Origin of the sequence: Nocardioides sp. GCM10030259 (assembly GCF_042666375.1) — a bacterium.
Taxonomy (GTDB): Bacteria; Actinomycetota; Actinomycetes; order Propionibacteriales; family Nocardioidaceae; genus Nocardioides.
In genome coordinates this window covers 148414-173343 of the sequence record NZ_JBHTDF010000025.1, presented here as the reverse complement: position 1 = coordinate 173343, position 24930 = coordinate 148414, and the positions used below count along the sequence as shown (strand labels likewise).

The 24930-nt window shown below is 72.6% G+C and carries 26 protein-coding genes and 2 tRNA genes; 17 read left to right on the top strand and 11 right to left on the bottom strand.

Going from position 1 to position 24930, the window contains the following annotated elements:
- The first annotated feature begins 16 nt into the window (after positions 1-16).
- Positions 17-1006 (top strand): helix-turn-helix domain-containing protein, encoded by a 990-nt coding sequence (locus tag ACFQQI_RS20295; RefSeq protein ID WP_378567919.1) that lies wholly within the window; start codon positions 17-19, stop codon positions 1004-1006.
- Here the strand turns inward: ACFQQI_RS20295 and ACFQQI_RS20290 are convergent.
- From ACFQQI_RS20290 to ACFQQI_RS20280, 3 genes are all read right to left on the bottom strand, one after another.
- Complete coding sequence (locus ACFQQI_RS20290; protein ID WP_378567916.1) at positions 968-3304, bottom strand: PA domain-containing protein; 2337 nt, start codon at positions 3302-3304, stop codon at positions 968-970. The genes ACFQQI_RS20295 and ACFQQI_RS20290 overlap by 39 nt on opposite strands.
- Positions 3305-3439: 135 nt before the next feature.
- Complete coding sequence (gene fahA, locus ACFQQI_RS20285; protein ID WP_378567913.1) at positions 3440-4615, bottom strand: fumarylacetoacetase; 1176 nt, start codon at positions 4613-4615, stop codon at positions 3440-3442.
- Positions 4612-5463, bottom strand: a complete 852-nt coding sequence (locus ACFQQI_RS20280) for a hypothetical protein (protein WP_378567910.1) — start codon at positions 5461-5463, stop codon at positions 4612-4614. Before ACFQQI_RS20280 ends, fahA begins: the two co-directional genes overlap by 4 nt.
- Before the next feature lie 69 nt (positions 5464-5532).
- Between ACFQQI_RS20280 and ACFQQI_RS20275 the strand changes: the two genes are divergently transcribed.
- From ACFQQI_RS20275 to ACFQQI_RS20265, 3 genes are read left to right on the top strand one after another with little or no spacing between them, the layout of a single operon-like run.
- Positions 5533-6735, top strand: a complete 1203-nt coding sequence (locus ACFQQI_RS20275; RefSeq protein ID WP_378567907.1) for a homogentisate 1,2-dioxygenase — start codon at positions 5533-5535, stop codon at positions 6733-6735.
- A gap of 19 nt (positions 6736-6754) precedes the next feature.
- The gene (locus tag ACFQQI_RS20270; RefSeq protein WP_378567904.1) at positions 6755-7621 is read left to right on the top strand and encodes an aldo/keto reductase; all 867 of its coding nucleotides are present in this window, start codon (positions 6755-6757) and stop codon (positions 7619-7621) included.
- Entirely contained in the window at positions 7618-7935 is a 318-nt protein-coding gene (locus ACFQQI_RS20265; RefSeq protein WP_378567901.1) for a DUF1905 domain-containing protein, read from the top strand. The genes ACFQQI_RS20270 and ACFQQI_RS20265 overlap by 4 nt, the downstream gene beginning before the upstream one ends.
- Positions 7936-7938: 3 nt before the next feature.
- On the opposite strand, the gene ACFQQI_RS20260 is transcribed toward ACFQQI_RS20265, so the two are convergent.
- Positions 7939-8661, bottom strand: coding sequence for a hypothetical protein (locus tag ACFQQI_RS20260; protein WP_378567898.1), 723 nt, complete (start codon positions 8659-8661; stop codon positions 7939-7941).
- Positions 8662-8761: 100 nt separating this feature from the next.
- Here ACFQQI_RS20260 and ACFQQI_RS20255 point away from each other — a divergent pair, with 100 nt between their 5' ends.
- Entirely contained in the window at positions 8762-9733 is a 972-nt protein-coding gene (locus tag ACFQQI_RS20255; RefSeq protein WP_378567895.1) for a pirin family protein, read from the top strand.
- A 111-nt stretch (positions 9734-9844) separates the two neighbouring features.
- Here the strand turns inward: ACFQQI_RS20255 and ACFQQI_RS20250 are convergent, their stop codons facing one another.
- On the bottom strand, positions 9845-10282 hold the full coding sequence (locus ACFQQI_RS20250; RefSeq protein WP_378567892.1) for a CHRD domain-containing protein: 438 nt from the start codon (positions 10280-10282) through the stop codon (positions 9845-9847).
- Positions 10283-10364: 82 nt separating this feature from the next.
- Between ACFQQI_RS20250 and ACFQQI_RS20245 the strand changes: the two genes are divergently transcribed.
- Positions 10365-10952, top strand: a complete 588-nt coding sequence (locus ACFQQI_RS20245; RefSeq protein ID WP_378567889.1) for a DNA-3-methyladenine glycosylase I — start codon at positions 10365-10367, stop codon at positions 10950-10952.
- Here the strand turns inward: ACFQQI_RS20245 and ACFQQI_RS20240 are convergent.
- Entirely contained in the window at positions 10936-11784 is an 849-nt protein-coding gene (locus tag ACFQQI_RS20240; protein WP_378567886.1) for an alpha/beta fold hydrolase, read from the bottom strand. The two genes, ACFQQI_RS20245 and ACFQQI_RS20240, sit on opposite strands and share 17 nt — an antisense overlap.
- A gap of 28 nt (positions 11785-11812) precedes the next feature.
- On the opposite strand from ACFQQI_RS20240, the gene ACFQQI_RS20235 reads away from it, so the two are divergent.
- Entirely contained in the window at positions 11813-12718 is a 906-nt protein-coding gene (locus ACFQQI_RS20235; RefSeq protein WP_378567883.1) for a hypothetical protein, read from the top strand.
- A 44-nt stretch (positions 12719-12762) separates the two neighbouring features.
- Positions 12763-14142 carry a glutamate decarboxylase gene (locus ACFQQI_RS20230; protein WP_378567880.1) on the top strand — a complete coding sequence of 460 codons (1380 nt, stop codon included), beginning with the start codon at positions 12763-12765 and terminating at the stop codon, positions 14140-14142.
- Positions 14143-14148: 6 nt separating this feature from the next.
- On the opposite strand, the gene eda is transcribed toward ACFQQI_RS20230, so the two are convergent.
- From eda to zwf, 3 genes are read right to left on the bottom strand one after another with little or no spacing between them, the layout of a single operon-like run.
- Positions 14149-14733 carry a bifunctional 4-hydroxy-2-oxoglutarate aldolase/2-dehydro-3-deoxy-phosphogluconate aldolase gene (eda, locus tag ACFQQI_RS20225; RefSeq protein ID WP_378567877.1) on the bottom strand — a complete coding sequence of 195 codons (585 nt, stop codon included), beginning with the start codon at positions 14731-14733 and terminating at the stop codon, positions 14149-14151.
- 13 nt (positions 14734-14746) lie between these two features.
- Positions 14747-16612 (bottom strand): phosphogluconate dehydratase, encoded by a 1866-nt coding sequence (gene edd / locus ACFQQI_RS20220; protein WP_378567874.1) that lies wholly within the window; start codon positions 16610-16612, stop codon positions 14747-14749.
- On the bottom strand, positions 16609-18105 hold the full coding sequence (gene zwf / locus ACFQQI_RS20215; RefSeq protein ID WP_378567871.1) for a glucose-6-phosphate dehydrogenase: 1497 nt from the start codon (positions 18103-18105) through the stop codon (positions 16609-16611). The genes edd and zwf overlap by 4 nt, the downstream gene beginning before the upstream one ends.
- An 84-nt stretch (positions 18106-18189) precedes the next feature.
- Between zwf and ACFQQI_RS20210 the strand changes: the two genes are divergently transcribed.
- Complete coding sequence (locus tag ACFQQI_RS20210; RefSeq protein ID WP_378567868.1) at positions 18190-19410, top strand: ROK family protein; 1221 nt, start codon at positions 18190-18192, stop codon at positions 19408-19410.
- A gap of 16 nt (positions 19411-19426) precedes the next feature.
- Here ACFQQI_RS20210 and ACFQQI_RS20205 read toward each other — a convergent pair whose 3' ends face one another.
- The gene (locus tag ACFQQI_RS20205; protein WP_378567865.1) at positions 19427-19969 is read right to left on the bottom strand and encodes an LURP-one-related/scramblase family protein; all 543 of its coding nucleotides are present in this window, start codon (positions 19967-19969) and stop codon (positions 19427-19429) included.
- A gap of 68 nt (positions 19970-20037) precedes the next feature.
- Here ACFQQI_RS20205 and ACFQQI_RS20200 point away from each other — a divergent pair, with 68 nt between their 5' ends.
- Positions 20038-20400, top strand: a complete 363-nt coding sequence (locus ACFQQI_RS20200) for a DoxX family protein (RefSeq protein WP_378567862.1) — start codon at positions 20038-20040, stop codon at positions 20398-20400.
- Between the two features lie 20 nt (positions 20401-20420).
- Entirely contained in the window at positions 20421-21833 is a 1413-nt protein-coding gene (locus ACFQQI_RS20195) for an amidase (RefSeq protein ID WP_378567859.1), read from the top strand.
- Here the strand turns inward: ACFQQI_RS20195 and ACFQQI_RS20190 are convergent.
- The gene (locus ACFQQI_RS20190; RefSeq protein WP_378567856.1) at positions 21776-22609 is read right to left on the bottom strand and encodes a thioesterase family protein; all 834 of its coding nucleotides are present in this window, start codon (positions 22607-22609) and stop codon (positions 21776-21778) included. The two genes, ACFQQI_RS20195 and ACFQQI_RS20190, sit on opposite strands and share 58 nt — an antisense overlap.
- 36 nt (positions 22610-22645) lie before the next feature.
- Between ACFQQI_RS20190 and ACFQQI_RS20185 the strand changes: the two genes are divergently transcribed.
- The 6 genes from ACFQQI_RS20185 to ACFQQI_RS20160 all read left to right on the top strand — a co-directional run bounded on the left by ACFQQI_RS20185 (position 22646) and on the right by ACFQQI_RS20160 (position 24927).
- A tRNA-Thr gene (locus ACFQQI_RS20185) sits at positions 22646-22718 on the top strand.
- Positions 22719-22774: 56 nt separating this feature from the next.
- Positions 22775-22851, top strand: a tRNA-Met gene (locus ACFQQI_RS20180).
- A 40-nt stretch (positions 22852-22891) separates the two neighbouring features.
- Positions 22892-23062, top strand: a complete 171-nt coding sequence (gene rpmG, locus ACFQQI_RS20175) for a 50S ribosomal protein L33 (RefSeq protein WP_017932999.1) — start codon at positions 22892-22894, stop codon at positions 23060-23062.
- Between the two features lie 62 nt (positions 23063-23124).
- Positions 23125-23526, top strand: a complete 402-nt coding sequence (locus tag ACFQQI_RS20170) for a MaoC family dehydratase N-terminal domain-containing protein (RefSeq protein ID WP_378567852.1) — start codon at positions 23125-23127, stop codon at positions 23524-23526.
- Positions 23523-23897, top strand: coding sequence for a MaoC/PaaZ C-terminal domain-containing protein (locus ACFQQI_RS20165; RefSeq protein ID WP_378567849.1), 375 nt, complete (start codon positions 23523-23525; stop codon positions 23895-23897). The genes ACFQQI_RS20170 and ACFQQI_RS20165 overlap by 4 nt, the downstream gene beginning before the upstream one ends.
- Positions 23890-24927 (top strand): UDP-N-acetylmuramate dehydrogenase, encoded by a 1038-nt coding sequence (locus tag ACFQQI_RS20160; protein ID WP_378567846.1) that lies wholly within the window; start codon positions 23890-23892, stop codon positions 24925-24927. Before ACFQQI_RS20165 ends, ACFQQI_RS20160 begins: the two co-directional genes overlap by 8 nt.
- Positions 24928-24930: the final 3 nt, after the last annotated feature.

The window sequence follows — 24930 nt, the reverse complement described above, 5'->3', positions numbered from 1 at the left end:
GTGGCAGCATGAAGGGATGCTCGAGGCGCTCGGTGTCCGGATCGAGGACGAGGGGGTCTACCGGGAGCTGCTGTCCCGAACGCAGGCCGGGGTGGAGGACCTCGCCGAGGCGCTGGGGCGCGAGCCCGACGCGGTCGAGATCTCGCTGGCGCGGCTCGAGGAGCTCGGCCTGGTGAGCCGCCTTCCCGGCCACGGGCTGCGTGTGCGCGCCGCCCGCCCGGACGTGGCGGTCGACGTACTCGTGTCGCGGCGTCAGGAGGAGCTCGCCCGCGCCCAGCTCGCCGCCCGCGACCTGCTGGCCGAGATGCCCGCCGAGGAGCGGCACCGCCCGGAGGACATCGTGGAGGTGGTCGTGGGCCGGCCGGCGATCGCGGCCAGGTTCGAGCAGGTGATCACCAGCGCACGGGAGGAGCTGCTGGTCTTCGACCGGCCGCCGTACGTCGCGGACTCGCAGCGTTCCGACCGCTCGGTCACCTCCCTGCTGCGCGATGGCGTCGAGGTGCGCGGCATCTACGCCCCCGAGTCGCTCGAGCTGCCCGGCGCGCTCGACGCCGCCCAGGACGCCGTGCGCGCCGGCGAACGGTCGCGCGTGCACCCCGACCTGCCGATGAAACTGGCGATCGGCGACCGCCGGCTCGCGATCCTGCCCGTCAGCGCCGCGGAGGTGGTCGACGCGGCGCTGTGCATCCGACCGTCCGCGCTCCTCGACGCGCTGGTCCAGTTCTTCGAGCTGCTCTGGTCGCAGGCGATGCCGATCGTGGCGTCCGACGGCGACGGCGGCTTCTCCGACCGCCAGCTCGCCGCCCTGCTCGCCTCCGGCGCCAAGGACGACGTCGTGGCCCGCCACCTCGGCGCCAGCACCCGCACCCTCAGCCGTCGCGTCGCGGAGATGATGGACCACCTGCACGTCCGCACCCGTTTCCAGGCGGGCGTGCAGGCGGTCCGTCACGGCTGGATCACCGAGGAGTCAGCGGACGTACCACGCCCGGACGACCTGCTGTCGTAGCTCCGACCCGTCGGCATCGGCGGCGTGCAGGCGCAGCGAGACGAACCCGTCACCGCGGGGCAGGGTCACCCGGTGTCCTCGCACCGACGCGGGGAGCCAGCTCGCGCCGTCGTCGTACGACGCCTCGACGGTCACCTCGATCGGCGCCGTGGACCCGTCGAGGTGCGTGAGGGCCAGGTCGAACGTGCGGCTCCGGGTCCGGTTGCGCAGGTCCACGTCGACGTCGTAGTCGGCGATGATCGCCGGCTGGACCGCGGCCTCGCCGACCGGCACCGACCGGGAGGCGAAGGTCCACGCGGTCTCGGTGTGGGTCGAGAGCTGGTTCCACCGCTGCGGGTTGTCGCTCGTGAACTCGATGGTGACGCGGGAGTCGCCGGTCGGCAGCTGGGCGGTCCCCTGCGGTCGCGCGGTGGTCTCGCCCACGACCGTGTCACCGGCGCGGATCACCAGGTGGGTCCGCATCCCGCTGTCGTCGGTGTACGGCGCACCGTGGTTGCCGTCGGCGTCGACGAACCCGGAGATGTTGACCCGCATCCGGTCGCCCGAGCGCTCGAAGGGCACGGCCGGGTTCGGCCCCGCGACGATCGGCGCCGCCCCGACCGGCTTGCGCACCCGCTCGCCGGCCGCGAAGGCGCGCTGGTCGGGGTCGCTGAGGCTCAGTGCGAGCACCGGGTCGTGGGGGAACATCGCGTTGTACCTGCTCTCCGGCGTCAGGGTCGCGAAGCTCCAGCGGGTGTCGCGGTCGGCGAGTCGGTACTCCGCACGCTCCTGCGCCCCGCCGCGCACCGGGAAGAGCGTCGAGACGGCGAACGTGTCACCGGGCTGCCACGGGTAGGCGGCCTCGGAGAAGGTCGAGGCGACGCTCGGTTGTCCGTGGAACTCGCGGACCTGCTCGGCGAGGTTGCCGTTCCTGCCGCGCGCCGCGATGTAGGTCGGGTGCTCGCGGATGGCGCCCTTCTCCTTGAGGACCAGGTCGTAGACGTACGGCGTGGCCGCCTCGCCGACCACCGTCACGCGGTCGTGCCGGCCCAGCCGCAGCAGCTCGAGGCCCTCCGCTCGGGTGAGCCGCACGGTCGGCGCCTCCAGGATCTCGCCCGTGCCGTTGGGGTCGCCGTTGTCGCCCGGCCCGTCGTTGTGGATCGCCACGAGGGTGGCGCCCGCGGCAGCCGCGGCGTTGGACTGGTCGGCGACCGAGAGGTCGTCGGAGCGCTCCGCCACCGCCAGCGCCCCGGTCAGGTCGAGCCCGTCCAGGTCGGCCTCGGTGGCGTGGCCGACATCGACCACCCGGAGCCGGTCGCGCCCGTCGTGGACGGGGAACTGCGACGCGACGTCCGAGAACCAGACCCGGTCGTAGTACTCGGGGTGCAGGGCCCCGACCCGCGGCGCGCTCATCTCGATGTCGGGCGCCTCCAGGCGCATCCGCGTCAGCGTCTGCAGCGTGCCGGTCCCGAGCTCGGCGGTCGGCTGCAGGTAGAAGCTCTGGTCGAGCGAGATCGACGGGCGCTGGTAGACCTTGATCGACCGGCCGTTGGTGGCGGTGCGCGTGTAGCCCAGCTCCATCGCACCGCCGCCGTTGGTGGTGGCGCGGGCGCCCGGGGTGCGCACCTCGACCTGGTTCGCGCGCCGCGCGTCGAGGGTGACGACCCGGTCCTCGGTCACGGTCAGCTCGGGGTCGCCGACCAGCGACAGGTTCTGGATCGTCAGCTCCTTCTCGGTGCTGACCTGGTCGGCCGGCATCGTGGTCACCAGCGCCATCACCGAGTAGGTGCCGGGCGGGACGAGGATGCACGACGCCGGCGACGAGGGCTTCGCGGTGCACTCCGCGTCGGGATCCCCGGGCAGCGTGCGGTACGCCGACACCGCACCGGTCTCGACGTCGAAGATGTTGACGTGCGCGACGCCCGCGCGGCCGTACCGGTCCAGCGCTTCGAGCCGGAGCTCGACGAGGCCGTCGTCGGCGGCTGCCTGGGTGGTGAGGGGCGCGGCCGGGCCGGCCACGGTGACGGGCGGGGCGTCGCTGTCCGGGGCCTGCACCGTGGTCGAGCGGCCGTCGCTGGTGACGATCAGCCCCGGCTCGGCGCCGTTCGGACCGGGAAGCGGCTCGAGCACCTGCCGCCCGGTGGCGTCCACCGTCGAGAGGCGCGCCCGGTCGTGGTCGCCGAAGCCGATCACCCGGGTCGCCATGGCGTCGGCGTTCCCGGGGTCGTCGGGGCCGGCGGCCGAGGGTGGGGCGCCGGCGAGCAGGGCAGTGGTCAGCGCGGCGGTGCCGAGCAGGGCGGCGAGAGGGCGAGGCGGCATGGAGCAGCTCCAGGGTCCGAGAGAGGGTCACCTCGTTTGATACCTGCAGCGCCGCTCCTGCCGACAGGTCCGCCGATGGCGAGGTCAGGTCATGGCTCCAACCCGCCACGCCGGTCCTCCAACCCGCCACGCCGGTCAGCCGTCGGCCGGCTCGATCCGCCCGGTGACCTCGCCCAGCGCGATCCGGCCACCACCGGTGCCGGGCGCGGTGTAGCGCAGCACGACCTCGTCGCCGTCTGCGAGGAACGCCGACTCGTCGCCCCAGCCGATCTCGAGCAGTGAGCCCCGCTGGTCGGGCTCGGGCCCGCTGATGGTGCCGGAGGCGAAGAGGTCGCCGGTGCGCAGGGAGGCGCCGTTGACCGTGAGGTGGGCGAGCATCTGCGCCGGGGACCAGTACATCGTGCGGTACGGCGGCCGGCTGACGACCTCGCCGTTGACGACCACCTCGACGTCGATGTCGAGGCCCCGGGTGGCGCCGGGACCCAGGTAGGGCAGGGGCTCCGGGTCCTGGCCGGGCAGGTCGACCCACGCGGCGTCGAGCGCCTCGAGGGGCGTCACCCAGTGCGAGACCGACGTCGCGAAGGACTTGCCGAGGAACGGGCCGAGGGGCACGTACTCCCAGGCCTGGATGTCGCGCGCGGACCAGTCGTTGAGCCCGACGACGCCGAACACGTGGTCGGCGAACGCGTCGTACGAGACGGGCGAGCCGAGCTCGGACCCGCTGCCGACGACGAAGCCGAGCTCGGCCTCGATGTCGAGCCGGGCCGACGGCCCGAACGACGGGCGCTCGTCGCCCCGGCGCTGGCCACTGGGCCGGACGACCGGGGTGCCCGACGCGACGACCGTGCCGGCCCGGCCGTGGTAGCCGACCGGCAGGTGCTTCCAGTTGGGCAGCAGCGGCTCGCCGTCGGGCCGGAACATCCGGCCGACGTTGGTCGCGTGGTGCTCGGAGGCGTAGAAGTCGACGTAGTCGGCCACCTCGACCGGCAGGTGCAGCGTGACCTCGGAGAGCGGCACCAGCGACGGCTCGACGAGGTCGCGCTCGGTGTCGTCGGTGAGCAGGCCGGTCACCCAGGCGCGCACGGACTCGCGGACCCGGCGGCCCTCAGCCATCAGCGGGTTGAGCGAGCGCTCCTCGAAGACGTGGTGCACGTCGAGCATCTCCGCGGCCGCGATCGGCGCGAGGTCGACCACGAAGTCGCCGATCCGCACGCCCACGCGCGGCTCCTCGCCGGCGCGGGAGAACACGCCGTACGGCAGGTTGTCGACGTCGAAGTGGCTGCCGTCTGCGCCGGGGACCCAGCTGGTCATGCGTCCTCCAGGAGGCCGAGGGCGAGCAGGTCGTCGAGCGGTTCGGAGACCGAGCAGGAGCCGAACGACGTGAACCACCGCCGCGCGGCCGCGAGGTCTAGCCCGCCGGCCGTCTCCACCAGTGCCGCCGGCTCCCGCTCACCGAGCAGCCCGACGACCTCGTCGGTCGAGGCGCCCTCGAACGCCTGCCGGGTGGCGACGAGCACGTTGAGGAAGCCGTGGTGCTCGAAGCCGTCGTCGCCGGTGTGTCGTACGGCGTTGTGCAGCCCGGCGGTGCACTTGAACGGCGTCTCGCGGTCAAGCGCCGCGTCGATCCAGCGCGCCAGTGCGTGCGCGGCCGGGAACGCCGCGGCCTCCAGGCCACCGGTGCGGAACTTGAGCCGGAACTCCTGGGCCGCCACCTCGTCGGCCGCGGCCAGCCAGGTCGCGGTGGAGCCGACGTGCGGCAGCTCGACGAAGACGGGGACGTGGTCGTCGAGCAGCCCCTCGCCGCGCACGGCGTCGACCGCCGCGCTCACCCGTCGGGCGGCGCCGACCGGGTCGTCGGGATCGCGCAGCGCGATCTCGAGGCCCTCGACGGCGATGTGCAGCTTGCGCGCCAGGCCGACCGTGCCTGCGATCTGCCCGGCTCCGCCGGTGACCACGACCGACAGCGCCAGCGGCGTGGCCTTCAGGGCGGGGAGGTCGGTGTCGCGGACGACGAACGTGCCGACCAGGTCGGCGTACGGCTCGGCTCGTCGGGACTGGTGGGCGGCGGCCGCGTCGGCGAGCGGTGCATCGCCCGGGGGGAAGATGGCAGCGTCGTCGACGAGCCCTCGCCAGGCCGCGGGGAGAGGTTCCGTTGACACGCTGGCTACTCTAACCATGGATCGGATAGCGGACGAAGGCGTTCGTTTATCGAACACCCCGGAGGAGCGATGGCGCACTACCGACGACTCGGCGAGGTGCCGCCCAAGCGGCACACCCAGCACCGCGACCCCGAGGGCCGCCTGTACTACGAGGAGCTGATGGGCGAGGAGGGCTTCTCCTCCGACTCGTCTCTGCTCTACCACCGCGGCGTGCCGTCGGCGATCGTCGCCTCCGAGGTCTGGGACCTGCCCGACCAGACGCGGACGCCCAACCACCCGCTCAAGCCGCGCCACCTCAAGCTGCACGAGCTCCGGACCGGCACCGACGCGGTCACCGACCGGCGCCTGGTGCTCGGGAACAACGACGTGCGGATCTCGTACGTCGTGACCGGCGCCGACCCGTCGCCCTACTACCGCAACGCGATCGGTGACGAGTGCGTGTACGTCGAGTCCGGCGCCGGCGTGGTCGAGACGGTCTTCGGCGTCGTCGGCTACCGCGCCGGCGACTACGTGATCCTGCCGCGCGCCACCACGCACCGCTGGGTGCCGGCGCAGCCCAGCCAGCTCTACGCGATCGAGGCCAACAGCCACGTCGCGCCGCCGAAGCGCTACCTCTCGCGCTACGGCCAGCTGCTCGAGCACGCGCCGTACTGCGAGCGCGACCTGCACGGCCCCGAGCAGCCGTTCACGAGGGAGGGCGACGACGTGGAGGTGCTGGTCAAGCACCGCACGTCCACTGGCGTGGTCGGCACCCGGATGACCTACGCGACGCACCCCTTCGACGTCGTCGGGTGGGACGGATGCCTGTACCCGTACACGTTCAACATCGAGGACTACATGCCGATCACGGGCAAGGTCCATCAGCCGCCGCCGGTGCACCAGGTCTTCGAGGGCCACAACTTCGTCGTGTGCAACTTCCTGCCGCGCAAGGTCGACTACCACCCGCTCTCGATCCCCGTGCCGTACTACCACTCGAACGTCGACAGCGACGAGGTCATGTTCTACGTCGGCGGGGACTACGAGGCACGCAAGGGCTCGGGCATCGGCCTGGGGTCGATCTCCCTGCACCCGGGCGGCTACGCCCACGGCCCGCAGCCGTCGGCGGTCGAGGCGTCGCTCGGCGTCGAGTTCTTCGAGGAGTCGGCCGTCATGGTCGACACCTTCGCGCCGCTCGACCTCGGCGAGGGCGGGCTGGCGGTCGAGGACCCGGCGTACGCATGGACGTGGTCGGGCCGCGGGCCCGACGACCCGGCGGTGTTCTCCAACAGCTGAAAGCGACATAGTTGGCCTCGTGGAGACACGACGGCTGGGCAGGCTGGAACACCGGAGCTCGGTGCTGATCTACGGCGCGGCGGCGCTCGCAGACGTCACCCAGGACGTGGCGGACCGGGCCGTCCAGCAGGTGCTCGACGGTGGCATCAACCACGTCGACGTGGCGGCCGGCTACGGCGACGCAGAGCTGCGCCTCGGCCCCCTGATGTCGCAGATCAGGGACCGGATCTTCCTGGCGACCAAGACCGGGGAGCGCGAGCGGGAGTCGGCCTGGCGCCAGATCAACGCGTCGCTCGAGCGCCTGCGGACCGACCGGGTCGACCTGCTCCAGCTGCACGCCGTCGGCGACCTCGAGGACCTCGACCGGGCGACCGGCGCCGGCGGTGCGCTCGAGGCGGCGATGCGCGCCCAGGAGGAGGGCCTGGTCGGTGCCGTCGGCATCACCGGGCACGGCGACCAGGCGCCGGCCACCCACCTCGAGGCGCTGCGCCGGCACCCGTTCGCCACGGTGCTCACTCCGCTGAACCCGGTGCTGTGGCGCGACGAGTCCTACCGCGCCGACTACCTCGCCCTGGTCGACGAGGTGCGCCGGCAGGACGCCGGCCTGATGACGATCAAGACGGTCTCGCGCCGCAACTGGCCCGAGGGCTCCGAGCGCACCCACACGACGTGGTACGAGCCCTACGACGACCAGGCCCGCATCACCGCGACGGTGTCCTGGGTGCTCGCGCACGACGAGGTCACCGGCATCGCGACTCCCGGCGACGTCGGCCTGCTGGGCGCGCTGCTCGAGGCCGAGCGCAACCGCGTCACGACCGCCGAGGCGGAGGAGCTCCTCGCCGCCGACGCCGACTACGACTCGCCGTTCGTCGCCATGCCCTGGTGACCGCGCCGATGAGCCGCTGGTCCTGCGAGTTCGACGCCGACCTGTGGGTGTGGGAGTCCTCGCCCGACGGTTCCGCCTGGGTGTTCGTCACCGTTCCGGAGGACGAGACGGAGGAGATCCGGCTCCGGTCCGGGCCGCCTCGCGGGTTCGGCTCGGTGCGCGTGGAGGTGACCGTCGGCGCCTCGTCGTGGCGGACCTCCGTCTTCCCCGACAAGACCCGCGGCTTCGTGCTCCCGGTCAAGAAGGCCGTACGCCGCGCGGAGTCCCTCGACGTCGGGGACTCCGCGCGGGTGCGCCTGTCGTTGGTCGAGTAGGCCTCAGGCCGCGACCGTCTGGCCGTTGAGCGTCTTGTAGGTGTACGCCGTGCCGATCAGGATCACCGGGATCGCGGCGATCAGGCCCACGCCGCAGAGCAGGAACCCGACGATGTAGGTCGCCAGGCACAGCAGGAACCACAGGATCACGTTGCCGGCGTTGCTCTTCGTGAACTCGAAGCTCGCCTTGATCGCGTCGATCGCGCCCAGGTCCTCACGGTCCATCAGGAAGTACAGCGTGAACGACGTGAAGAACGCGACCAGCAGGCCCGGGATGACGCACAGGATGAGGCCCACGAACGTCGCGATGCTGATCAGCAGGGCGGCGACGATGACCTCGCCGAGCCGGTTCGGCGTCAGCAGCGTCTTCGGGTCGAGTTCCCGACCCTCGGTGATGTCGAGGGCGCCGCGGACCAGGCCCGCGCCGATGATCATCGACAGCACCCAGCCGCCCAGGCTGATGATCCACCGGAGGAAGTAGTTGTCGCCGACGAGGTAGGACAGCACCTGGACGATGACCTGGACCGCGACCAGGACGAGCACCGCGATCAGGATCGACCCGAGGTTGCTGGTGAACTTGCTCCAGCCGAACGACCAGGCCGTGCCCGCGCTGTAGGCACCGGCCCCACCCGGAGGTGCGCCGTACCCGCCGGTCGGCGGCGGCGGGGGCGGAGGCGGCGCGCCCGGGTCGTACGGTTGCTCGGGAGGCGGCTCGTTCGTCGACATGCGGTGCTCCTCGGGGCTCGGCGGACGGACAGCAACGTACTGGTTGGTGACCGCCGCCGACAGGGTCCCGGATGCATTGCCCGAGGGTGACAATGGCGGGGTGAGCAATCTCGAGGACCGCCCGCCCGAGCTCGATTGCCGGAGGGCGCCCGCCGCCGGCGTCGAGATCATGACGCCCCGCGACGTGCCGCTGGGCGGTCCGCGGGCGATGCGCGTACGTCGTACCCTCCCGCAGCGGCAGCGCTCGCTGATCGGCGCGTGGTGCTTCGTCGACCACTACGGCCCGGACCTCGTCGCGGACAGCGGCGGCATGAAGGTCGCGCCGCACCCGCACACCGGGCTGCAGACCGTCAGCTGGCTCTTCACCGGGGAGGTCGAGCACCGCGACAGCGCCGGCAACCACGCGATGGTGCGGCCGGGCGAGGTGAACCTGATGACCGCCGGCCGCGGCATCAGCCACTCCGAGGTCTCGACCGCGACGACCACCGAGCTCCACGGGGCCCAGCTGTGGGTGGCGCTGCCGGCCGCGGACCGCTTCGCCGACCCGGGATTCGCGCACCATGCGCCGACACCGGTCACCGGCGCCGGCTTCGAGGCGCGGGTCTTCCTCGGGAGCCTCCTCGGCGACACGTCACCGGTCGCGACGTACACCCCGCTGCTCGGTGCCGAGATCCTGCTCGAGCCCGACACCACCCTCGGTCTCGACGTCGACCCGACGTTCGAGCTCGGCGTGCTCGTCGACAGCGGCGTCGTGTCGGTCGCCGGCACCGAGGCCAAGCCCGCCGACCTCGCCTTCGTGCCCCCGGGGTCGCCGAGCCTCGAGCTCCGGTCGTACGACGAGCCGGTCCGGCTGCTGCTCCTCGGCGGCCCGCCCTTCGGCGAGGCGATCGTGATGTGGTGGAACATCGTCGCCCGCACCCACGACGAGGTCGTCGAGTGGCGCGCGCGGTGGCAGGAGCAGGTCACCGACGCGGGCCTTGCCGATGGCTGGTTCGGCATCCCGGTCGGTGACGAGCTCCCCCCGATCCCGGCACCGCCGCTCCCGAATGCGCGGCTCAAGGAGCGGCGCTAGCGGAGACGCGCCAGCGGATCCGCTGATGGTGGTCGAGCGAGCCGCGCGACTGAGGGACGAAGTCGCGACCGTCGTGTCGAGGCCCGGTGAGGTGCCCGGCCGCGGCGACGCCTATCGGTGCAGCGTGCCCTGGATCGCGCCTGCCGGGTACGTCGCGTTGTGCACGTTGAAGTAGTAGCGACGCGGACTGTCCAGGATCTTCGCGATCGTCGCCTTCGGGACGCCCGTCGCGCACTTGGGTCCGCCGGTCACCGAGCCGACGAGGTCGACGACGATCCCGCCGTCCGACTTCCGGTGGATGTGCGCGGCGTCCGGCCGCTGGATGCCGCGCCACTCGACGGTGGCGCAGACGCGCTTGCGCGCCTTGTTCAGCGTGAAGTGGGCCTCGCCCGACCCGTTGGAGTCTCCGCTGGGACGCAGGGTGGTCTCGAGGCGCACGACGGCGCGCTCCGCCGACGTCGCCTGGGCCGGCACGCCCACGAGGACGGCCGAGGTCATGAGTGCGAGTCCGACGCCGAGCGCCGGAAGGGGCTGCTTGCGGTTCGTCATGGGGAGGACACGTCCTGCGGGGCCGACGGGTTCGGGAGGTTTCATGAGAACTGCTGTCGGCGGCGTCGGCGAGGATGGGGCCATGGGACCCCTGATCGGTGAGGACGGAGTCGGGCGCTGCCCGTGGGCCGGCGGGCCGGGCGTGATGCGCGACTACCACGACGAGGAGTGGGGCCGCCGGGTCGGCGGCGAGGCGGCGTACCTCGAGCGGCTCACGCTGGAGGCGTTCCAGTCCGGATTGTCGTGGTCGACGATCCTCAACAAGCGCACGGCGTTCCGCGAGGTCTTCCACGGGTTCGACGCCGACACGGTCGCGGAGTTCGGCGCGGCCGACGTCGAGCGGCTGATGCAGGACTCCCGCATCGTCCGCAACCGCATGAAGGTCGACGCGGCGGTCACCAACGCCCGGGCGACGGTCGCGCTCCGCGACGACGGCGGGCTGGAGCAGTTCGTCCTCGGCTTCGCGCCCGACGAGCCGCCCGCCTGGCACGACACCGCCGAGATGGCGACCACCTCGGCGGAGTCGGCGGCACTCTCGAAGGCGCTGAAGAAGCGCGGGTTCGCCTTCGTCGGACCGACCACGATGTATGCGCTGATGGAGGCGATCGGCATCTTCGACCCGCACCTGGTGGGGTGCTTCAGGAGAGGCGCCGTCACGTCAGGAAGCTGACGATCTCCTCTGCCACGGCCTCCGGCTGCTCGAGCTGGAGGAAGTGACCCGCGTCCGGCACGACCGTCGCCGGGAGGTGGCGCGCGGCGATCCGGGCCAGGCCCGGCTCCAGGCACCGGTCGTCGGCACCGTGCAGGTAGAGCAGCGGGTGCAGCGGCTCGGCGAGCGCGGGTCGCACCCCGCGGCCGAGCAGGGCCCGGTAGTAGGAGACGACGGCCTTCGCGCGGGCCCGGTCCGGCACCGCCTCGCGGAGCCGGGCGAGGTCCTCGGCCGCGTCGTACCGCGGCGACCACGACCGCCACAGCCGCGCGGCCAGCCAGTCGAACCGGCCCTCGGCGAGGCCGGGCACCTGGTTGAACGCGATGTACCACGAGTGCAGCGGCTGCCGGACCATCGCCGCCGCCCAGGTGCCGAGCGTCTCGCGGCTCGGGTTCATCATCGACATCGGAGGCACGGCGAGCGACACGTGCCGGGCGTACGGCGACCTCGGATCGCCCGAGACGGCGTTGGTCGTGATGGCGCCCCAGTCGTGGCCGACCAGCGCGCTGTCGGCGTCGCCGCCCAGCAGGTCGTGGAGCGCGACCGCGTCGCCGGCGAGAGCCCGCACCGAGTAGTCGGCGTCGCTCGGGATCCCAGACGGCGCGTAGCCGCGCAGGAACGGCGCCGCCACCCGGTACCCCTCGGCCGCGAGCAGCGGCGCGACCCGGCGCCACGTCCACGCGGTGTCGGGGAAGCCGTGCAGGGCGACCACGAGCCGCCCGTCGGGCGGTCCCCACTCGAGGACGTGGACGTCGTGGGTGGGCAGCTGGACCTCGTGCCGACTGATGACCACGGGGGCCACCCCACCCTAGAGTCGCGACGTGACGCAACAGGTCCCGGCGGCGGGGGTGCCGCGCACGCACCCGGCGCGCTGGGCCCTGCACCGCGTCGAGCGGACGGCCTGGTTCACGACCCGCGTCACCTGGTCGCTGCCGGACGGCCGGAAGGCGCGCTGGGCGTCCCGCCTGGGGCGGCGACGGGGTCGCGTCGAGCTGCTCGACCAGGACGACGTCCGGGTCGGCTTCGTCGAGCCCGCCCCGGAGACGGCCCGCCGCCTCGGCCGGGCCAACATCGTGGCCGCGACTGCCTTCACCCTCGGCGGCACCCTGTTCGCGATCGGTGCGGCGATGGCGCAGCTCGGAGTCGGATCGCTGTGGGACGACGACGTGGTCTACCTCGTCGGCGGGGTCTTCTTCAGCATCGGCGGCTACGTGTCGGTGCTTCAGGCCGGCAACACCCCCACCGACATCGACGAGGACGGGCGGCTCGGCTCGGCTCGCTGGCGCTGGCTCAGCTTCGAGCCTCGACACATCGGGTGGCTCAGCGCCGCCGTGCTGTTCGTCGGGACGCTCTTCTTCGGCGTCAGCCTCGTGGCGGCATTCGCGCAGGACCTCACCCCGCGCCAGAGCGACAGCTGGATCTGGGTGCCCGACGTCGTGGGCTGCGTCTGCTTCCTGGTCTCGGGCCACCTCGCGCTGGTCGAGGTCGGGCACGGCCGCATCTGGCGGGTCGTCAACTCCCTCGAGTGGTGGATCGTCGGGACCAACCAGCTGGGCTCGATCGTGTTCTTCCTCGCCGGCATCGCCGCCTTCACCCGTCCGGCCACGTCCTCCGCACTGGACGAAGGGCTGGTCAACTGGGGCACGTTCGTGGGTGCGGTGTGCTTCGCCGTGGGGGGCGTGCTGCAGATGTTCGAGCGGCCGGAGCCCGCGCCTACCTCCCCTTGAACGGGTGATTACACCGGTTCGAAGGCGATGCTTGACTCGCGAGCATGAGCATCCCGTCAACCGAAGTCCGAGCCGCAGCTCTCTACGGCAACCGGTTCCTGACGGAGTCGGCCCCGTCCACCCACTTCCCCGCGAGCGGCATGACCCCGGTCGAGGCCATGCGGCTCGTCGGCGAGGACCTGGTGATGGAGGGCGACCCGCAGCGCAACCTCGCCACCTTCGTGACCACCTGGATGGAGCCCGAGGCGCAGCGGATCATCGCCGAGAACCTGCACCGCAACTTCATCGACCACGCGGAGTACCCGATCTCCGCAGAGATCGAGCAGCGCTGCGTGCGCATGCTCGCGGACCTCTTCCATGCACCCGGGGAGACGACGGGCTGTCGCACCCAGGGCTCGTCGGAGGCGATCATGCTGGGCGCCCTGTCCCTGAAGTGGAAGTGGAAGGAGCGCCGCGAGGCGGCCGGGCAGCCGGTCGACAGCCCGAACCTCGTCTTCGGTGGCGACGTGCACGTCGTGTGGGAGAAGTTCTGCCGGTACTTCGACGTCGAGCCCCGCATCGTGCCGCTGGCCGAGGGCAAGTACACGATCGGCCCGGACGACGTGGCGCCGCACCTGGACGGGAACACCATCGGCGTCGTGGGGGTTCTCGGCACGACCTTCACCGGCCACAAGGACGACCTCGTCGGGATCAACGCACTCCTGATGGGTCTGAAGAAGGACGGTGGCCCCGACATCCCCCTGCACGTCGACGGCGCCAGCGGTGGCTTCGTGTGGCCCTTCCTCTACCCGGACTCCGCCTGGGACTTCCGGCTCGAGCAGGTCCGCTCGATCAACGTCTCCGGCCACAAGTACGGGCTCGTGTACCCGGGGATCGGGTGGCTGGTCTTCCGGGAGTCGAGCGACCTCGCCGAGGACCTGGTGTTCTACGAGAACTACCTCGGGAAGACCGATGCGACCTTCACCCTCAACTTCTCCACCGGGGCCGCGATGGTGCTGGCGCAGTACTACATGTTCGTCCGGCTCGGCCGGGAGGGCTACACGTACGTGATGCGCCAGATGCAGCAGAACGCCCGGGCGCTGGCCGACAACCTCCGTGCGGGCGGGCGCTTCGAGGTGATCGGCGCCGACGAGGAGCAGCTGCCGCTCGTCGCCTTCCGGCTCGCCGGCGACCACGCGGCGTACGACGAGTCGGACGTCGCCTGGCAGCTCGCCGCCGAGCGCGGCTGGATGGTGCCGGCGTACACGCTGCCGCCGAACGCTCAGGACGTGAAGATCCTGCGGGCGCTCGTCAAGGAGACGATGAGCCGGGCCCAGGTCGACCGGCTGACCCAGGACATCGAGGACGCCTGCCGCACCCTCGACAAGAAGGGCGGAGCCGCGCAGGCCGAGCGCGAACAGGTCAAGCAGGGCTCCGGCTACTGACCGGGATCAGCGCAGAGCCGCAGCCTCCGTCGCGAGGGCCGAGATCCGGTCCCAGTCGCCGGCGGCCATCGCGTCTGCCGGCGTGAGCCAGGAGCCGCCGACGCAGCCGACGTTGGGCAGCGCGAGGTACGTCGGCGCCGAGGCGGGCGTGATGCCGCCGGTCGGGCAGAAGCGCGCGGCCGGCACGGGTGAGGCGATCGCCTTCAGGTACGCCGCGCCTCCCGACGCCTCGGCCGGGAAGAACTTGAGCTCGGTGCAGCCCGCCTCGAGCGCGGCGAGCACCTCCGAGACCGTGGCCGTGCCGGGCAGGAACGGCAGCCCGCTGTCCTGCATCGCCGCGAGCAGCGACCGGGTGGTGCCGGGTGAGACCAGGAACTGCGCTCCGGCTGCGGCGGCGAGCCTCGCCTGGCCGGGAGTGGTGACCGTGCCGGCGCCGACCAGGATCTCCGGGACCTCGGCGGCGATCGCCCGGATCGCCTCGAGTGCGACCGGGGTGCGCAGGGTCAGCTCGATCGCGGGCAGCCCGCCGGCGACCAGGGCCCGGGCGACCGGCACCGCGTGGTCGACGTCGTCGAGGACGACGACCGGCATGACAGGAACGGCATCAAGCAGGCTGGACAACACGGACCTCCTGGCCGGGGGCGGTCACGCCCGGGAAGACGCTGGCGCCGGTGTCGGCCGAGCCCACCGTGGCACGGAACGCCGCGAACAGCTCGCGGCCGGTGCCCGCCCACTCCGGGCCCTGCGGGGCGCGGCCGGTGATCGGGCGCTGCTGCAGCTCGGCCGGGTCTACGTGCAGGTCCAGGAGACCGGCGTTCGCGTCGACCGTGATCAGGTCCCCGTCGACGACGCGCGCGAGCGGACCGCCCAGTGCGGCCTCGGGCGTCACGTGGATGGCGGCGGGCACCTTGCCGGACGCGCCGGACATCCGGCCGTCGGTGACGATCGCGACCCGCTGCCCGCGGTCCTGCAGCACGCCGAGCGCGGGCGTCAGCTTGTGCAGCTCCGGCATGCCGTTCGCGGCCGGACCCTGGTAGCGGATCACGGCGACGAAGTCGCGCCCGTCCAGCTGCCCGTCGGCGAAGGCCGACAGGAAGTCGTGCTGGTCGTCGAAGACCACGGCCGGCGCGGTGACCTGCCGGTGCTCGGGCTTGACCGCCGAGGTCTTGATGACCGCGCGCCCCAGCGGCCCGCTGAGCAGCTGGAGGCCGCCGTCGGGCGTGAACGGGTCGGACGCCGGGCGGAGCACGTCGAGGTCGAGCGACTCCTTCGGGCCCTCCTCCCACGTCAGGTCGTCGCCGCGGAGCGCCGGCTCGCGGGTGTAGTGCGAGAGGCCGCGACCGGCAACGGTGCGGACGTCCTCGTGCAGGAGGCCCGCGCGCAGCAGCGTGTGCACGAGGAACGCGATCCCGCCGGCGGCGTGGAAGTGGTTCACGTCGGCCTCGCCGTTGGGGTACATCCGGCTGATCAGCGGCACCACCGCCGACAGGTCGGACAGGTCGTCCCAGGTCAGCGAGATGCCCGCGGCCCGCGCGATCGCGACCAGGTGCATGGTGTGGTTGGTCGACCCGCCGCTCGCGAGCAGCGCGACGCAGGCGTTGACGATCGCCCTCTCGTCGACGATCTCGCCGATCGGCGTGCGCTCGGCCTGGGTGAGCTCGGTGGCCCGCCGGCCGGCCGCCTTCGTCAGGGCCTCGCGCAGCGGCGTGCCCGGGTTGACGAACGACGAGCCCGGCAGGTGCAGGCCGAGCACCTCCATGAGCAGCTGGTTGGAGTTCGCGGTTCCGTAGAAGGTGCACGTGCCGGCCGAGTGGTACGACGCCGACTCGGCCTCGAGCAGCTCCTCGCGCCCGACCTTGCCCTCGGCGTACAGCTGGCGGACCCGGGCCTTCTCGGAGTTCGGCAGGCCCGACGTCATCGGCCCGGCCGGCACGAAGACCGTCGGCAGGTGGCCGAACGACAGCGCGCCGATGAGCAGTCCGGGCGTGATCTTGTCGCAGACGCCGAGCATCAGCGCGCCGTCGAACATGTCGTGCGAGAGGGCGATCGCCGTCGACATCGCGATCACGTCGCGGCTGTAGAGCGAGAGCTGCATGCCGTCGCGGCCCTGGGTGACGCCGTCGCACATGGCGGGCACGCCGCCGGCGAACTGCGCGATGCCGCCGGCCCGGATGATCGCCTTCTTCAGCGTCTCCGGGTAGTCGCGGTAGGGCTGGTGGGCCGAGAGCATGTCGTTGTACGACGAGACGATCGCGACGTTCGGCTTCACGGTGCCGATCAGGGCGCGCTTGCCCTCGGGCTCCGCGGCGGCGAAGCCGTGCGCCAGATTGGCGCAGGCCAGACGGCCGCGGGCGGGGCCGGAGTCAGCGGCGGCGCGGATCCGGCGGAGGTACTCCGCGCGGCCCTCGGCGCTGCGCTCGACGACCCGGTCGGTCACCGCGGCGACCACGGGGTGGACGGGTGTGCTCACTGGTCGGTCTCCTGCCAGGTGCGGCCGTCCCGCTCGAGGAGCATCGCGGCGGCGGTCGGTCCGGTGGTGCCGGCGGGGTAGCGCTTGGGCCGGTCGGGGGAGCCGGCCCAGCGGCGCAGGATCGGCTCGGTCCACGTCCACGCCGCCTCGACCTCGTCGCGGCGCATGAAGAGCGTGGGGTTGCCCTTCATGACGTCCATGAGCAGCCGCTCGTAGGCGTCGGGCAGCCGGGCGTCGAACGCCGCGGCGTAGCTGAGGTCCAGGGAGACCGGCCGGAGGCGGTAGCCCCCGGGCCCGGGCTCCTTGGCCGTGAGGTGCAGGCGCATGCCCTCGTCGGGCTGGACCAGGATGTGCAGCCGGTTCGGCGCGGTGGCGCCCTCCGCCCCCGGGAACATCGAGTGCGGCGGCTCCTTGAAGACCACCACGATCTCGGACGCCCGTCGGTCCATCCGCTTGCCGGTGCGCAGGTAGAAGGGCACCCCGGCCCAGCGCCAGTTCTGCACCTCGGTCTTGAGGGCCACGAAGGTCTCGGTCCGGGATCCGCCGTGGCCGAGGTCCTCCGAGTACGACGGCACGGCCGCGCCGTCGACCAGACCCACGTCGTACCGCCCGCGCACGGTGTTGCGGTCGACCGCCTCCGGCGTCATCGGCTTCAGCGCCTGGAGCACCTTCACCTTCTCGTCGCGGACGGTCTCGCGCCCGACGTACGTCGGGGGCTCCATCGCCACGAGGCAGAGCAGCTGCAGCAGGTGGTTCTGCACCATGTCGCGCAGCGCGCCCGCGTGGTCGTAGTACTCGCCGCGGCCGCCGATGCCCACCGTCTCGGAGACGGTGATCTGCACGTGGTCGACCCAGCGGGAGTTCCACAGCGGCTCGAGGAACGTGTTCGCGAACCGCGTGACCAGCAGGTTCTGCACGCTCTCCTTGCCGAGGTAGTGGTCGATGCGGAAGATCTGGGACTCGTCGAAGACGCGGCCGACGGCGTCGTTGATCTCGCGGGCCGAGGCGAGGTCGTGGCCGATCGGCTTCTCGAGCACGACGCGGGCGCGCTCGTCGACCGCGCCGATCTCGTCGAGCCGCTGGCAGATCGAGCCGAAGAGGCGCGGCGCGACCGCGAGGTAGAAGACCCGCACGGCGGCCTCGGGGTGCGCGCGCTCCTTGAGCAGCGCGTGGAGGCGGTCCCAGTCCTCGGGGTTCCGGGCGTCCAGCCGCAGGTGGTAGAGCCGCGCGAGGAACCGGTCGACGACCGGCGTCAGCAGCTGCTCGGGGGCGACGTACGTCGTGAGCGCCTCGTGCACCGCCTCGCGCCAGCCGGCGTCGTCGAGGTCGGACATGGAGATGCCCAGGATCCGGTGGTCCGCGGGCAGCTGGCCCTCGAGGTCGCGGTGGTAGAGCGCCGGCAGCAGCTTGCGCAGCGCCAGGTCGCCGGTGCCGCCGAACACCGTGAAGTCGCACGCGGCGGGCAGCACGGGCGGGGCCGGGTTCGCGTCCATGCCACTCACCGTAGCCCATTCGGCCCGTTTGAAACATGACTAAGGTCTTCTGAGGATCAAAGTAAGCGGCGTTATGCTCTCGCCGTGTCCCAGACCTCCCTGCGAGCCACCAACGGCACGCCCCGCACCGACGGCCGCGAGAGCGCAGCCCCGGCGACGGCCGGCGAGCTGCTCGAGCTCGTGCGCTCCGGCCGGGCCAGCACCCGGTCGCAGCTCCGCGCCCTGACCGGCCTCTCGCGCACGGCCATCACCACCCGGGTGAGCGCGCTGACCTCGTCCGGCCTGCTGCTCCTCGGCGAGGAGCTCGCCTCCACCGGCGGGCGCCCGCCCGGTGCCCTCGTCTTCAACCAGCACGCCGGCGTGGTGCTGGCGGTCGCCATCGGCCGGTCGCGCAGCCAGCTCGCGGTGCTCGACCTCGACGGCCAGGAGATCTCGTCCGACTCCGAGGACCACGAGGTCGGCGTCGGGCCGCAGGAGCTGATGCCGCAGATCGCCGCCCGGCTGGCCCGCCTGCTCGACGGCGTCGAGCCGCCGGTCCTGGGGATCGGCCTCAGCCTGCCCGGCACCCTCGACCCGGCGCGCGGCGTCAGCATCGGCTCGCCGGTGATGTCGGGCTGGGACGGCGTCGAGCTCGCGCCGTACCTCGCGGACGTCGCGCGCGCCCCGCTCTTCGTCGGCAACGACGCCGACGTGCTCGCCCGGTCCGAGCTGCTCGGGCGGTCGGCGTCGCTCCGGGACGTGCTGGTCGTGAAGGCGTCGACCGGTCTCGGCCTCGGCATCATCGCCGAGGGCCGGGTGCTGATCGGCCATCTCGGGGCCGCGGGCGAGATCGGCCACACGAAGATCGACGCGGCCGACGGCGCGCAGTGCCGGTGTGGCGCGACCGGTTGCCTCGAGACGCTCGCCGGGGGCTGGGCGCTGGTCGCCCGGGCGCGGGAGGCCGGCCACGAGGTCGAGCACGTGCGTGACCTGGTCGCGCTCGCCCTCCAGGGCGACGCGACGGCCCGCGGCCTGCTCCGCGACAGCGGGCGCGCGCTGGGGGAGGTGCTCGCGATCGCGATCAACCTGCTCAACCCCGCCGCGGTCGTCATCGGCGGAGACATGGCGGCGGCGTTCGACTTCCACGTCGCCGGCGTCCGCGAGAGCGTCTATGCCCTGGCCGCGCCGCTCGCCACCCGCGACCTGCAGTTCCTCGCCGCGACCCACGGCGACCGGGCCGGGGTGGTCGGCTGCGCCGCCCTCGCGCTCGACCACGTGCTCGCGCCGGTCGCGGTCGACGCCCGGCTGGCGGCGGCCACGTCCTGAGCGTCCTGACGGGGGCTCAGCCGACGTCGTGCGACATCGAGTCGACGACGACCGCGATCGCCAGCACCAGCACCGGGTCCTGGCCCGGCGCGACCTCCACGCCGTAGCTGTCCCGCACGCGGAACCACTTCTTGGAGACCTCGGCGACCTTCGTGCCGTCGCGCTCGATCTCGTACTCGTGGTCGACGATGTTGCCCTGCACGTCGAGCTCGCCACCGCCCGCCAGCTCGACCTTGAACCGCTCGCGGAGCGGCGAGATCATCGCCTTCTTCACCGTCGCGACGGTGCCGCCCTCGGCGTCCTCGATCGCCATCTTGTCGCGGATGCTGAGCTTGCGCTCCTGGATCTTCAGCAGCTCGCGCCCCGACGGGTCCTCGATCACCAGCGTCTCGCGGACCCGCAGCGCCTTGCCGTTGACCTTGAGCACGCGCTGGCCCTGCTCGTCCTCGATCCAGTAGTCGTCGCCGATCGAGAGGAGCTTCTCCTGCATCCGGTACGTCGTGCCGCCACCGCCGCGACGGTCCTCGCGCCGTTCCTGGCGCCGATCCCTCAGTCCCATGCGTCCACTGTTCACCGTCGCCTCCGGCCCCTCATCGCCCGAACTGGGTGACCGCGTAGGGTCGCGCCGTGAGCGCGAACGTCTGGCTGTGGATCCTCGCCGGCTTCCTCGCGGCGATCTTCCTCGGCACCGGCGTCCTCAAGCTGACCCGCACCCGCGAGGAGATCATGGGTGCCGGCCTCAGGTGGGTCGAGGACTACTCCGACCGGAGCCTCAAGAGGCTCGGGTGGGCCGAGGTGCTCGGCGCCGTCGGCCTGCTCATCCCGTACGTCGCGCCGGTCGCGGCGAGCGCCCTGGCGGCGCTCACCCTCGGTGGTGTCGTCGTCCACGTCCGCCGGCGCGAGTTCCTCCCCGACGCGCTGCGCACCCTGGTCCTCGCGGGGCTGTGCGTGCTCCTCGCGGTCTCTCGCTTCGGCCCCGAGGCCTTCTAGCCGGTACTAGCCTGCGGCGTGTGCCCCGTATCCACGCCTTCGGCGACGACGCCCTCGGTGACCGCGACGCGGTCGGGCTGGTCACCGCGATCCAGGAGGGCCAGGTCTCGATCCCCGAGGTGATCGAGGCGGCCATCGCCCGCACCGAGCGCCTGCGCACCGACCTCAACGCGGTCTCGTACGTCGCCTACGACCGCGCCCGCGCCGAGGCCCGCGACCCGCGCGGCGGGTTCTTCGCCGGCGTCCCGACCTTCCTCAAGGACAACGTCGACGTCGCCGGCATGCCGACCCAGCAGGGGTGCGACGCCTACCGCTGCCGGCCGCTGGCGGCCGACGGCGACTTCGCCCGGATGTTCCTCGCGACCGGGCTGGTGCCGCTCGGCAAGACGCAGCTGTCGGAGTTCGGGTTCAGCCCGTCGGCCGAGCACGCGCGCCTCGGCCCGGTGCGCTCGCCGTGGGACACAGACCGCACCGCCGGCGCCTCGTCGGCCGGGTCCGCCGCGCTCGTTGCCGGCGGCGCCGTACCCCTCGCGCACGGCAACGACGGCGGCGGCTCGATCCGGATCCCGGCGTCGGTCAACGGCCTGGTCGGGCTCAAGCCGACCCGCGACCGGCTCGCCCAGGACCGGCTCAACCGGCAGATGCCGGTGCGGATCGTCTCCGACGGCGTGATCACCCGGTCGGTCCGCGACACCGCGGCGTTCCTGCGCGAGGCCGAGCAGGTCTACCGGCAGCTGCGGCTGCCGCCCATCGGCGACGTCACCCGACCCGGGCGCAAGCGGCTCAGGGTCGCGGTGGTCACCACCGGCATCGGCCACTCGGCGTCTCCCGAGGTCACCGAGCTCACGCACAAGACCGCCCACCTGCTCGAGGAGCTCGGCCACGAGGTCGAGGAGGTGCCGCCCCCCGCGCCGCCGACCGTGCCGGACGACTTCCTCCTCTACTGGGCGATGCTCGCGATGATGATCGTGCGCACCGGCCGTCGCGGCTTCGGGCCGACCTGGGACCGCAACCAGCTCGACAACCTCACGGTCGGCCTCGACCGGCACTGCCGCCGCGGCCTGCGCCGGCTGCCCGGGGCGATCGGCCGCCTGCGCCGGCTCCCGCAGGTCTCGGCGGAGTTCCACCAGCGGTACGACGTGGCGCTGTCGCCCACGCTCGCGCACGAGACCCCGCTGGTCGGCCACCTCGACCCGACCGCCGACTTCGAGGTCGTGATGGAGCGGATCCTCGAGTGGGTGGCGTTCACGCCGTGGCAGAACGCCACCGGTGATCCGGCGATCTCACTGCCTCTCGCGACCACCACCGGGGGCCTGCCGCAGGGGATGATGTTCTCGGCCGGCGCGGGCCGCGAGGCCACGCTCCTGGAGCTCGGCTACGAGCTCGAGGAGGCGTCGCCCTGGCCGCTCCTGGGCGCCACGAGCAGCGCCTGAGCCGACCGGGCGACCAGCCCGCGCTCGTCGTACACCGCGGACGTCGCGACGCCGGTCGAGCCGTCCGCCAACGTCGTCTCGGCGTCGAGGCAGATCCACTCGCCGACCGGCTCGCGCAGCACGTGCACCGTCAGCTCGGTGTTGAGGAACCCCCACTCGCGCACGTCGAGCGCCGCGCTCACCCCGGACGCCGAGTCGACGCAGGCGAGCAGCCGCTGCACCGGGGAGATCGGCTCACCCTCGACCAGCGCCGGCGACCGCATCCAGACGACGCCGCTGCCCGGCTCCTCCAGCCCACCGCGCACCCAGCGCCAGTCGATCGCGTCGAGGTAGCCGCCGTGCCAGCCCGACGGACGCGGCCGCACGGCGCCGTCGCCGGGGGCGTGGTCGAGCGGTGGACCGGCCTCGGCGGGTCCCGACCCGTCCGGGAAGAGCCAGGCCCGGGCGGACGCCGCGACCCGGCCGCGGCGCACGTCGTGGAGCTCGGCCCCGACCAGCTGGACCGACCGTCCGGGTCGCAGCACGGACGCCGTGACGGCGACCGGACCGACCGGCACCGGGCCCAGCAGCTCCATCGTGAAGCGGCCGATCCGGGCCGGCGAGAGGCGCTCGACCGCTCGCGCCAGGAGGGCCGCCGGTGGGCCGCCGTGCTGGCTGTCCGGGCGCCACGGACCGGCGCTCGACGGCATCGACTCGAAGGCCTCACCGACCCCTCCGGAGGGGTCGTGAAAGGCTCCCGACGAGCGGTAGAAGGCAGGGGTTTCGGTCGATTTCATGTTCGCGCGCACCCCTGTGTATTGTTCTCCGTCGTTGCCCCTTTAGCTCAGTCGGCAGAGCGTCTCCATGGTAAGGAGAAGGTCTACGGTTCGATTCCGTAAAGGGGCTCTGGGAGAGGTTATTGCGTGGTCCGGCTAGTCTGGATCGCGCTGCCGAGCCCTTGTGGCGGGGTAGCTCAGGCGGTTAGAGCACACGACTCATAATCGTGGTGTCGCGGGTTCGAGTCCCGCTCCCGCTACCAGACAGACCAGCGACACCCAGTACCGACCGAAGGACTTCCCGTGGCCAGCAAGAGCAGCGACGTTCGCCCGAAGATCACTCTCGCCTGCGTGGAGTGCAAGGAGCGGAACTACATCACCAAGAAGAACCGCCGCAACGACCCCGACCGGCTCGAGCTGGCGAAGTTCTGCCCGCGGTGCCGCAAGCACCAGGCGCACCGCGAGACCCGCTGAACCCAGTCGTCCAGACCGACCCGGCAGAGCCTCTCTGCCGGGTCGATCTGTATTTTGTGCCCATGCCAGTCGACCAGGACCTCGTCGGCCGCACGTTCCCACCGACGGCGCCGCACGCGGTCACCGAGGAAGGGGTCGGCGAGTTCGTCGCCGCGACCGGCGGTGAGTACGCCGGCGGGCCGGCGCCAGCGACGTACCCGATCGTGCTCGCCTTCGGCGCCATGAACGCCTTCCTCGAGGCCGAGTCGATCGACCTCTTCCGGATCGTGCACGGCGAGCAGAGGTTCGCCTACGAGCGGCCGGTCGTGCCGGGGGACGTCCTCACCGCCACGCTGACCGTCTCGAGCCTGCGCCAGATCGCCGGCAACGACATCATCGGGACCACCAGCGAGGTCCGCGACGCCGCCGGCGCGCTGGTCTGCACGACCTCGGCGACCCTCGTCCACCGGGGGGCCGCGGCATGACGCTCGAGACCCAGACCTACGCGATCACCCGCGCCGACCTGGTGCGGTACGCCGCGGCGAGCGGCGACCACAACCCGATCCACCAGGACGAGGGCGTCGCCACGAGCGTCGGCCTACCCGGCGTGATCGCCCACGGCATGTACACGATGGCGCTCGCTGCCCGCGCGGTCTCGACCTGGTTCCCCGGCGCCGAGGTCGTCAGCCTCGGCTGCAAGTTCACCAACCCGGTCGTCGTGCCCGCCGAGGGCGGCGTCGAGATCGAGATCGCGGGCGAGGTCAAGGAGGCCGACGGCCTCACGACCGTCGCGCTGACGGTCACCTGCGGCGGCCAGAAGGTCCTGGGCATGCCCAAGGCAGTGCTGCGTGCCTGACCTGCGCGACCACACCACGCTCCGCCTCGGCGGCCCGGCCCAGCGCTGGGTCCGGGCGACGTCCGAGCAGGAGCTCGTCGAGGCCCTGACGGCGGCCGACAGCGCCGGAGAGCCCGTGCTCGTCCTCGGCGGCGGCAGCAACCTCGTCGTCGCGGACGCCGGGTTCCCCGGCACCGTCATCGAGGTCGCCACCACCGGCGTTCAGGCCGACGCCGACGACGGGCCGTCCTGCGGCGGCGCGATGGTCACCGTCGCCGCCGGGGAGAGCTGGGACGAGCTCGTCGAGCTCGCCGTCGAGCGCGGCTGGGTCGGCATCGAGGCCCTCTCCGGCATCCCCGGCTCGGTCGGCGCCACCCCGATCCAGAACGTCGGCGCCTACGGCCAGGAGGTCTCGCAGACCGTGGCTTCGGTGCGGGTCTGGGACCGCACCCTGCGGGGCATCCGCACGTTCGCCGCCGCCGACTGCCGCTTCGGCTACCGCACCTCACGCTTCAAGAGGGACCGGCTCGATCCCTGGGGAGGACGCCACGTCGTCCTCTCCGTGACCTACCAGCTCGGCCAGGGCGACCTCGGCGCCCCGGTGGCGTACGCCGAGCTCGCCAGGGCCCTGGGCGTCGAGCTCGGGCAGCGCGCCCCCCTCGCCGACGTACGCCGCGCGGTGCTCGCGCTGCGCGGCGGCAAGGGCATGGTGCTGGACCCGGTCGACCACGACACGTGGAGCGCCGGCTCGTTCTTCACCAACCCGGTCGTCGACCCCGCCGACGTGCCCCCGGACGCCCCCTCCTGGCCGCAGCCCGACGGGCGGGTCAAGACCAGTGCGGCCTGGCTCATCGAGCGGTCCGGGTTCGCGAAGGGCCACGGCAACGACCGGGTCGCGCTGTCCGGCAAGCACACGCTGGCGCTGACCAACCGCGGGTCGGGCACCGCCGACGACCTGCTGGCGCTCGCCCGCGAGGTGCGCGACGGCGTGGCCCAGCGGTTCGGCATCGAGCTCGTCAACGAGCCGGTGCTGGTCGGCTGCGAGCTCTGAGGG